This is a genomic window from Mangrovibacter phragmitis (assembly GCF_001655675.1).
GTDB classification, from domain to species: domain Bacteria; phylum Pseudomonadota; class Gammaproteobacteria; order Enterobacterales; family Enterobacteriaceae; genus Mangrovibacter; species Mangrovibacter phragmitis.
The window spans coordinates 125,243-133,372 of sequence record NZ_LYRP01000004.1 but is presented as its reverse complement, the minus strand read 5'-3'; the positions used below and the strand labels follow the sequence as shown (position 1 = coordinate 133,372).

The 8,130-nt window shown below is 46.4% G+C and carries 5 protein-coding genes, 2 rRNA genes and 2 pseudogenes; 6 read left to right on the top strand and 3 right to left on the bottom strand.

Annotated elements, in window-relative coordinates:
- Window positions 1-240, top strand: a 23S ribosomal RNA gene (locus A9B99_RS07680); the annotation flags it as partial.
- A 97-nt stretch (window positions 241-337) separates the two neighbouring features.
- A 5S ribosomal RNA gene (rrf, locus tag A9B99_RS07675) occupies window positions 338-453 on the top strand.
- 195 nt (window positions 454-648) lie between these two features.
- On the opposite strand, the pseudogene mobB reads toward rrf, so the two are convergent.
- A pseudogene (gene mobB / locus A9B99_RS24150) lies at window positions 649-1,134 on the bottom strand (molybdopterin-guanine dinucleotide biosynthesis protein MobB); the annotation flags it as partial.
- Window positions 1,135-1,143: 9 nt separating this feature from the next.
- Window positions 1,144-1,707 (bottom strand): annotated as a pseudogene (gene mobA / locus A9B99_RS24145) (molybdenum cofactor guanylyltransferase MobA); the annotation flags it as partial.
- A gap of 79 nt (window positions 1,708-1,786) precedes the next feature.
- Here mobA and A9B99_RS07665 point away from each other — a divergent pair.
- The 3 genes from A9B99_RS07665 to dsbA all read left to right on the top strand — a co-directional run bounded on the left by A9B99_RS07665 (window position 1,787) and on the right by dsbA (window position 3,771).
- The gene (locus A9B99_RS07665) at window positions 1,787-2,056 is read left to right on the top strand and encodes a YihD family protein (protein WP_036115590.1); all 270 of its coding nucleotides are present in this window, start codon (window positions 1,787-1,789) and stop codon (window positions 2,054-2,056) included.
- A gap of 76 nt (window positions 2,057-2,132) precedes the next feature.
- A complete protein-coding gene (locus tag A9B99_RS07660) occupies window positions 2,133-3,119 on the top strand; it encodes a serine/threonine protein kinase (RefSeq protein WP_064596278.1) in 987 nt (328 codons plus the stop codon).
- Between the two features lie 28 nt (window positions 3,120-3,147).
- Window positions 3,148-3,771: a thiol:disulfide interchange protein DsbA gene (dsbA, locus tag A9B99_RS07655; RefSeq protein ID WP_064596275.1), complete on the top strand. Its 624-nt coding sequence runs from the start codon at window positions 3,148-3,150 to the stop codon at window positions 3,769-3,771.
- 71 nt (window positions 3,772-3,842) lie between these two features.
- Here dsbA and A9B99_RS07650 read toward each other — a convergent pair whose 3' ends face one another.
- Entirely contained in the window at window positions 3,843-4,808 is a 966-nt protein-coding gene (locus tag A9B99_RS07650) for an acyltransferase (RefSeq protein WP_082917838.1), read from the bottom strand.
- 419 nt (window positions 4,809-5,227) lie between these two features.
- Between A9B99_RS07650 and polA the strand changes: the two genes are divergently transcribed.
- Window positions 5,228-8,011 (top strand): DNA polymerase I, encoded by a 2,784-nt coding sequence (polA, locus tag A9B99_RS07640; RefSeq protein WP_064596271.1) that lies wholly within the window; start codon window positions 5,228-5,230, stop codon window positions 8,009-8,011.
- The last annotated feature ends 119 nt before the right edge of the window (window positions 8,012-8,130 follow it).

Genomic DNA, 8,130 nt, shown 5'->3' with positions numbered 1-8,130 from the left:
ACCGGAGTGGACGCATCACTGGTGTTCGGGTTGTCATGCCAATGGCACTGCCCGGTAGCTACATGCGGAAGAGATAAGTGCTGAAAGCATCTAAGCACGAAACTTGCCCCGAGATGAGTTCTCCCTGACTCTTTGAGAGTCCTGAAGGAACGTTGAAGACGACGACGTTGATAGGCCGGGTGTGTAAGCGCAGCGATGCGTTGAGCTAACCGGTACTAATGAACCGTGAGGCTTAACCTTACAACGCCAAAGATGTTTTGGTGTGAGAGAGACGAAATTTTCAGCCTGTTGACGGATAATATTCATGGCCGTGAGGCGGTGAATAAAACAGAATCTGCCTGGCGGCAAGAGCGCGGTGGTCCCACCTGACCCCATGCCGAACTCAGAAGTGAAACGCCGTAGCGCCGATGGTAGTGTGGGGTCTCCCCATGCGAGAGTAGGGAACTGCCAGGCTTCAATTAAGAAGAACCCTCAGCGAAAGCTGGGGGTTTTTTGCTTTTGTATCTCAGCCCATTCATCCACCCTCTCACCCCCGTGAACACCTTCCTTCACGTCAGGTTATTCCGCTGTGCCTGCACACCCCCGGGTCGCGCCGACAGAGGCGGCACATCCGCAGACCGTCGCTGTTTCCGCCAGAACCGCTGGTGCTTATTGCTGCATCCACCGAACAATAAACTGCACAACTGCCGCGGGATCATTGATATCTAACTGAGGAACGGTAACATCCAGCGGAGTATCAGTGGCAATGGCAACCACATATTCATCTATTTCCAGCTTGTGGCCTGTCATTGACCGGTATAAAAGGATTTTAGGTACAGACTCATGTTTGAAGCCTTCAGCCAGAATAAGATCAACCATTGCTGGATCCAGTTTTTTTGCCAGACTGAACAAGTCCACGTCAGTATTATCAGGCGTTTCGGTCATCAGCACCCAACGCCGGGCTGATACGACAAGCGTTTGTAGGGCTCCAGCTTTTCTTAGTTCATAGCTGTCTTTGCCTGGTGTATCCACATCCATATCATGGTGAGTGTGTTTAATTAACCCGGGGCGGATGCCTGCATCTCTCAATAACGGAATGACTTTTTTTAGCAGAGTTGTTTTTCCGGTACCGCTTTTAGCTGCAAAACACAGAAGAGGCGGTGTTTGCCAGCGGGCGAGGTCTTCCGGAGTATTCACATTCGCGAATGCGTTATGGCTGTTGGCAAATACAACGCAATGCCCACCGACCAGGCGGAAAAAAGCCAGTACGCGTCGCTCACCTTGTAACAGATATTGGCGCATTTTCCCGGCCAGGGAATGATGCACCAGTGCCACGCCTGGGTGATCTCGCTCTCCGTCATTAACCCAGACTACACTGGCATTTCCTCGCTTATCCAGAAGGCGGCTTACAAGATCGGTGGGAATATTGGGTGTGTCACAGGGACAAAATAAGAACCACTCTGCCCGGCATGTTTCCATGACTGCCAGCATTCCAGCCAGTGGACCCGGATAGTCAGCAATCGTATCCCGAACCACTGGCAGGTGGCTTGCCTGGTAAAGATCCAGATTACGGTTGGCATTGATAACTACAAGATCTACTTGTGACTGTAATTTTTCGGCAACATGCTGCCAGAGGGCACGACCTTTAAGGTGTAACAGACCTTTATCTTTTCCTCCCATACGTGTTGCTTTGCCACCTGCTAACACGGCACCTGTAATCCCGGTAATATGGCTCACTGAATATCGCCTCTTTAAATGTGGGTTTTAGCCTGCTACCGTATTCAGGTGAAGACAAAGGAGCACAATCATGAAATGTAAACGCCTTAATGAAGTGATCGAATTGCTTCAGCCAGCCTGGCAGAAAGACCCTGATCTTAATTTACTGCAATTTTTACAAAAACTGGCAGATGAGTCAGGTTTTAAAGGGGCGTTGGTTGATCTTACTGATGATATTCTTATCTACCATCTCAAAATGCGCGACAGCGCGAAAGACGCCACTATTCCTGGTTTACAGAAAGACTACGAAGAAGATTTTAAAACTGCGCTGTTGAAAGCTCGCGGGGTCATTAAAGAGTAAAAGGTTGTAAGTCGCATCGTTAGTACTGCTCTTTCAGTGTTATTCTGTAGACTTCATGTCCTGAACTCAAACCAGAATGACTGACAACGCTTTTAATTTTCAGACATTAAACCCGGATATCATCATGGATGCCTTGTTCGATTGTGGCATCCGGGTTGATTCCGGGTTAACGGCACTTAATAGTTATGAAAACCGTGTATATCAGTTTATGGATGAAGACCGTAAACGGTATGTCGTAAAATTCTATCGCCCTCACCGCTGGTCAGATGCGCAAATTGAAGAAGAACACCGGTTTACGCTCTCCCTTCAAGACGAAGGGATACCCGTTGTTGCGCCTCTACTCTTTTCCGGTCAAAGTCTTATACAGCATGAAGGTTTTCGTTATGCTGTTTTCCCAAGCGCCGGTGGGCGTCAGTATGAAAATGATAATCCAGACCAAATGGAAAGTGTCGGGTACGCTTTAGGTCGCATCCACCAGACTGGACGCAAAGCCCCTTTTATTCATCGTCCATCCTTTGATTTGCATACCTGGCTTGCTGAGCCTCTTGAACAATATCATCAGGCTACATTAATCCCCGCATCACTCAAAGAGGCATTTCTGGCTGCTGTGTGTGATTTATCTGAAGCAGTTACTGCACACTGGTTCACTGATTACACAGCGATTCGTTTACATGGTGATTGCCACCCTGGAAATATATTGTGGCGTGATGGGCCAGTCTTTGTTGATTTTGATGATGCCAGAAGTGGGCCTGCAATTCAGGATATCTGGATGTTGCTGAACGGGGATCGCACTGAACAACGTCTGCAATTAGAAATGATTGTTGAGGCATATGAAGCGTTTTGCTCATTTGATACTCGTGAATTCGCACTAATTGAGCCTTTGCGTGCTATGCGCATGATTTACTATCTGGCCTGGCAGCTTAAACGCTGGGAAGATCCTGCATTTCCCCGTAGTTTTCCCTGGCTCCAGGAAGAAGACTTCTGGCGGAGACAAACTGCTGTGTTTATCGAGCAGAAGAAGGTTCTTCAGGAACCACCCTTACAATTAACGCCAATGTATTGATGATTACGTTTTATTTGGGAGAACTTGTATGAAAAAGATTTGGCTGGCGCTGGCGGGTATGATCCTGGCGTTTAGTGCATCTGCTGCGCAATATACGGATGGCCAACAGTACATAACACTTAAAACACCGGTTCCGGGAGAACCCCAGGTTCTGGAGTTTTTCTCATTTTACTGCCCGCATTGCTATGAATTTGAGCATGTGCTGCATGTTTCTGATGCTGTGAAAAAGAAACTGCCAGAAGGCGTTAAAATGACCAAATACCACGTTGAGTTTCTTGGGCCATTGGGCAAGCAATTAACTCAGGCATGGGCTGTCGCAATGGCGTTGGGTGTGGAAGATAAAATCAGTGACCGCATGTTTGATGCCGTACAGAAAACACAGACCGTACAAACGGTAGCTGATATTCGCCAGGTCTTTATTGATGCTGGCGTGAAACCTGAAGAGTACGATGCTGCATGGAATAGTTTTGTGGTGAAATCACTGGTTGCACAACAGGAAAAAGCGGCCGCTGACTTGCAGTTGCAGGGTGTGCCAGCAATGTATGTTAATGGTCAGTACATGTTGAGGCCACAGGGTATGGATACCAGTAATATGGATGCCTTTGTTCAACAGTATGCTGATACCGTGAACTACTTGCTTAAACAGAAGTAAACTTGATACATATGCGTATGTAATTGAGTACAAAAAACGCCGACTTATGTTCGGCGTTTTTTATTACACTTTCAGGATTCGTTACTGATATTTATCTCTGGTGAATTATCTTTTGGGTACTGATTTTCTGGTCCTAATCCTTTTGGCCGATAGAGTGCGTCGAGCTGTTGGTCTTTTTCAAGCCATAACGTGTTTAACCAGCGCTGAAAATAACGCTTAAAACTTTTATCATTAACATAATCACCATGCAGTGACTCTGTTTCATTCACTGGCACTAAATTTATACGCACCACAATACGTGTCAGCTTGCCGCTCAACATATCACGGAATGGTTTATCCCTGTTCTCCGGGTAGCACAGTGTAACATTAAGTAATTTATCGAACTGTTCACCCAGTACATTTAACGCCATAGCAACGCCGGCTGCTTTTGGTGGTAGCAGATGCTGATAAGGAGAACGTAGTGCATGGCGTTTTTCTTCAGTAAAGCGTGAGCCTTCCACAAAATTAACAATTGTTGTGGGATGAGATCGAAATTTCTCACATGAGCGGCGTGTTGTTTCAACATCTTTACCCCGTTGTTCGGGGTGACGTAGTAAATAACTGCGTGAGTAACGGCGCATAAATGGCATATCCAGCGCCCAACAAGCCAACCCTAAAAAAGGTACCCAGGCCAGTTGTTGTTTAAGGAAATATTTTGTTACCGGAATATGACGCCGAAAAAGCACACATAACACAACAATATCTGCCCAGCTTTGATGGTTGCAAATTAACAGATACCAGTTTTGTTTACTCAACCCTTCCAGTCCTTCAGTTTCCCATTGCAGAAAAGGATTTAGCCGCAGTAAAACCGCCAGGCTGGTGCACCAGGCCTTCATACATGCGTCACAAAACAAAGAGATTGCTCGCCAGACACCAGGTACTGGCAATACCAGTTTTATCAGCCCGGCACAGATAATAGGAACAGAGAAAAATACTGTAACCAGTACAGTCAGCAAAATACTTAGTAATAATATGATTGTGGCGAACAATCTCGACATGATTTTTTTTCAATTAATGAATGGGCATAGCCTGAGGCATGTGCAACAGAGCGGTGATCTTAACAGAAATAGTGTAGAGGCGTTATCGATGACGGGGTGAACCGTTATTGATTACGTGAAAAATTATTAGCAGATTATTTTGACTGATGCTTTTTATATCCACATTACAGCTATATTAGCTGGGTGAAAAATAGACCAGTGTATGGCTTTTAGTTGTTTGATTTTAAATATTTTTTTGTTATTACTCACTATGGAGTATACCTTTTTTTTCAAAACCATACACAAAGTTATCCACAGGCAGATCCACAGATTTTGCCACATGATCTGAGTTAATTCGTGATAAAAATAGGGTGAAAAGTTCATGTTAACTGCGGTGTATGGCATCCTTGAGGCTTAAACTGCAACCAGGCAAAAAGACTATGGCTCAGATCGCTGACAATCCGCTTATCCTCGTCGATGGATCCTCTTACCTTTATCGCGCGTACCATGCTTTCCCACCCCTTACTAATAGTGCTGGAGAGCCGACAGGCGCGATGTATGGTGTACTCAATATGCTGCGTAGCTTGCTGATGCAGTTTAATCCTTCTCATGCGGCAGTTGTGTTTGATGCTAAAGGCAAAACCTTTCGCGATGAGCTTTTTGAAAATTATAAATCTCATCGCCCGCCAATGCCGGATGACCTGCGGGTGCAAATTGCGCCATTGCATGAAATGGTCCGGGCAATGGGCTTACCGCTGCTGGTAATTCCAGGGGTAGAAGCTGATGATGTTATCGGTACCCTGGCAAAGCAGGCTAATGATGCCGGTCAACCAGTACTGATTAGCACCGGTGATAAAGACATGGCGCAATTGGTAACGCCTGGGGTAACGCTGATTAATACCATGACCAACACGGTTCTTGGCCCGGAAGAGGTGCAACAAAAATATGGTGTACCGCCCGAGCTTATTATCGATTTCCTGGCATTAATGGGCGACTCCTCAGATAACATCCCCGGTGTTCCTGGTGTAGGCGAGAAAACAGCGCAGGCACTTATACAAGGGCTTGGCGGTCTTAGCACGCTATATGCCCACCCGGAAAAAATTGCTGGTTTGTCTTTTCGCGGTGCGAAAACCATGGCAGATAAACTGGAAAACAACAAAGAAATGGCCTGGCTTTCTTACAAGCTGGCAACCATCAAAACGGATGTTGAGCTGGAATTATCTTACAAAGAGCTGGATGTAAAACCCCCAGAAAACGATGCCTTACTGTCTTTGTTCAGTCAGTACGAATTTAAGCGTTGGATCAGTGATGTTGAAAATGGCAAATGGCTTAAAGCAAAAGGTGCGAAGCCTGTTCAGGCGGTAGGCAACACTCAGGTTGAAGCGGTTGAAGCGGAGGCTGCGCCTGCACTATCGCGAGATAACTACGTCACTGTATTGGACGAAGCAACCTTACTTACATGGATAAATAAAATCCAGGCGGCACCACTTGTGGCATTCGATACCGAAACAGACAGCCTGGATAACATCCTGGCAAATCTGGTGGGCTTATCTTTTGCAACAGAGCCGGGCCAGGCTATTTATATTCCGGTTGCACATGATTACCTGGATGCACCTGAACAGATTTCTCGGGAACGCGCTTTGGAATTACTGCGTCCAGTACTGGAAAGTGATGATGTCCGTAAAGTGGGGCAGAATCTCAAGTTCGACCGTGGGATTTTGCAAAACTATGGCATTGAACTGGCGGGTGTCGAGTTTGATACCATGCTGGAGTCTTATATTCTGGATAGTGTGGCCGGGCGTCACGATATGGACAGTCTCTCTGCTCGCTGGCTGAACCATAAAACGATTACCTTTGAAGAAATTGCAGGTAAGGGGAAAAAGCAGCTCACATTCAACCAGATTGATATTGAAACTGCGGGTCCGTATGCCGCTGAAGATGCCGATGTAACTTTACAACTGCATTTGAAAATGTGGCCGAAGCTTCAGCAACTTGAAGGTCCATTGAACGTATTCCGCGAGATAGAAATGCCACTGATGCCAGTTCTGTCACGGATTGAACGTAATGGCGTTAAAATCGACCCGGCGGTGTTGCATCAGCATTCAGGTGAGTTGACCACCCGGCTGGCAGAGCTTGAGCTAAAAGCGCATGAGCTGGCAGGTGAACCTTTTAATCTCTCTTCACCTAAACAACTGCAGACCATCCTGTTTGAAAAACAGGGTATTAAGCCTCTCAAGAAGACTCCGGGTGGTGCCCCCTCAACTTCAGAAGAAGTGTTGGAAGAATTAGCGCTGGATTACCCTTTACCAAAAGTGATTTTAGAATATCGTGGTCTGGCAAAACTGAAATCAACCTACACTGACAAACTTCCGTTGATGATTAACCCCAAAACCGGGCGAGTGCATACCTCATATCACCAGGCTGTGACAGCGACGGGGCGTTTATCTTCCACTGATCCGAACCTGCAAAATATCCCGGTACGTAACGATGAAGGCCGTCGTATCCGCCAGGCATTTATTGCACCGGATGATTATTTAATTGTTTCGGCAGACTATTCACAAATTGAGTTGCGTATTATGGCGCACCTTTCTCAGGACGCGGGGTTGCTGGCGGCATTTGCTGAAGGGAAAGATATTCACCGGGCAACGGCGGCAGAAGTGTTCGGCCTTACTTTGGATGAAGTGACGACTGAGCAACGGCGGAGTGCTAAGGCTATCAACTTCGGCCTGATTTACGGGATGAGTGCATTCGGTTTGTCACGCCAGCTGAACATCCCACGTAAAGAAGCGCAGCGTTATATGGACCTGTATTTTGAACGCTATCCGGGTGTGCTGCACTATATGGAACGCACCAGAGTGCAGGCGAAAGAGCAAGGGTATGTTGAAACGCTGGAGGGGCGTCGTCTCTATCTTCCGGATATTAAATCCAGCAATGCTGCCCGACGAGCTGGTGCCGAACGCGCTGCTATCAACGCACCAATGCAAGGTACGGCCGCAGATATCATTAAGAAAGCTATGATTGCTGTTGATTGCTGGTTACAGGCAGAGCAACCACCCGTGAAAATGATCATGCAAGTACACGATGAACTGGTGTTCGAAGTGCGCAAAGACAGCCTTGATCTGGTCGCGAAGAAAGTGCATGAATTGATGGAAAATTGTATGAAACTCGATGTGCCGTTACTGGTGGAAGTTGGTAGCGGTTCTGACTGGGATAAAGCACATTAAACGTTCATAAAATGTCCATCTTTTGTAAGTAAACAACATAAAACATAGCGTTTTGTGATGATCATTAGAAATCCCTATGTAAAGGGTGAAAAAAAACTACAAAAAATGCTTTTTTAACA